We start from the raw sequence: 1,490 nt of genomic DNA, 5'->3' as shown, positions 1-1,490 counted from the left end.
GCGCCTATATTCCCAAGACCTAAAACAGCAGTCCCGTCAGATACTACTGCAACCATATTTGACTTACAAGTATATTTTAACTTTTTAACTTTAAATTTTCTTTTATTTTTATATTTAGATTTTTTTCTTTTTGTCTTTTGTACTTCTTTTATTCTAGTTGTTTTTTCTTCTTCATCTTCTAAAACTCTAATTGCACCGTATGTAATAATAGCAGTCAAAGCTATCTTCTTTCCTGTATCTAAAGTCTTTTCTATTATACTTTTCATGACAAAACCTCTTTATATTATTAATTTGCAAAATTATTTTTCTTTTTTATTTATAGTCTTATTTTTATTATTTTAAACTCATATTTTTCATTATATCAAATTTTTTACTTGAAAGGTGTTTAACAGAAAAAATCCCCTAAAATTAGGGGATTTTTATATTCATATAGATTTTAGATTGACGTTTTAGAGCGCTGTATCTCAGCATTAAAGTACTCTTTTTTAGATTTATCTTTATATTTTCCTGTATCTAATTTTTTTATACTTATTTTATTTGTTATAAAACTCAATTTAGTTTCACAAACTATTATTCCAATAAAAATAACTATAAATCCAATCAACAATTTTGTTGTAATTACTTCATTATAAAATGCTATTGATATAATTACTCCAAACACTGACTCTAAACTTAGAATTATTGATGCTGATGTAGAATTTATATGCTTTAATCCAATAACTTGAATCAGCAGACATAACGCTGTTGCAAATACACCTAAATAAACAACTCCCATAACAGCTCTAATATTATAAGCTTGTGGTATATCACCTTTTATTATTACAATTAGCCAACTTAAAATTGCTACTACTGCTATTTGTAAAAATGCAAGAACCTTCACATCTGCACTTTCTTTGCTTGAAAACTCTGATGTAAACATTATATTTACAGCATAGAAAAACGTCGAAACTAAGATTATTCCATCACCAAGTGTTATTGTTGCATTTTTTTCAACAGATACAAGCGCAACACCGATAACACATAAAATAGCTGCAATCACACTATATTTATCAGGTGTTTTTTTGAATACTGCCCAAGATAAAAACGGCACCATTACACAAAATGTCGCTGATAAAAATGCGCATTTTCCCGCGCTTGAGCCATACTCCATGCCTAAAACTTGTAGATAATATCCTCCAAATAGCGAAATTCCCATTAAAATTCCGCCTTTTAATTCAGTTTTATTTATATTTTTTATCTTTTTAAAATATATAACAAGTAAAATAAGTGTCGCTATTGTAAATCTACCTGCATTTATAAATCCTGATGTCATAGTATTTGTAGCATCTTTAATTACTACAAAAGTACTTCCCCAAATAATTGCGCACAGTATTAAACATAGTTTGTAAAATACTTCTTTATTATTTTTCAATATAATCACCTTCCTACATATTTATGTCACAAAATAATTATATAAAAATAATAATTTAAAATAATTGTATAATATTAAA

Annotated in this window: 1 protein-coding gene and 1 pseudogene; both read right to left on the bottom strand. The window is 26.5% G+C overall.

Annotation, left to right across the window (positions count from 1 at the left end; genetic code table 11):
- Nucleotides 1-62 precede the first annotated feature (62 nt).
- Nucleotides 63-266: pseudogene (locus tag I4U58_RS14190) on the bottom strand (hypothetical protein); the annotation flags it as partial.
- A gap of 170 nt (nucleotides 267-436) precedes the next feature.
- Nucleotides 437-1,411 carry a DMT family transporter gene (locus I4U58_RS13775; protein ID WP_195931904.1) on the bottom strand — a complete coding sequence of 325 codons (975 nt, stop codon included), beginning with the start codon at nucleotides 1,409-1,411 and terminating at the stop codon, nucleotides 437-439.
- Nucleotides 1,412-1,490 lie beyond the last annotated feature (79 nt).

The organism is Clostridium sp. 1001270J_160509_D11, assembly GCF_015667935.1.
Taxonomy (GTDB): domain Bacteria; phylum Bacillota; class Clostridia; order Peptostreptococcales; family Peptostreptococcaceae; genus Intestinibacter.
The sequence above is the reverse complement of the archived record's forward strand: the minus strand, read 5'-3'. Positions and strand labels throughout refer to the sequence as shown.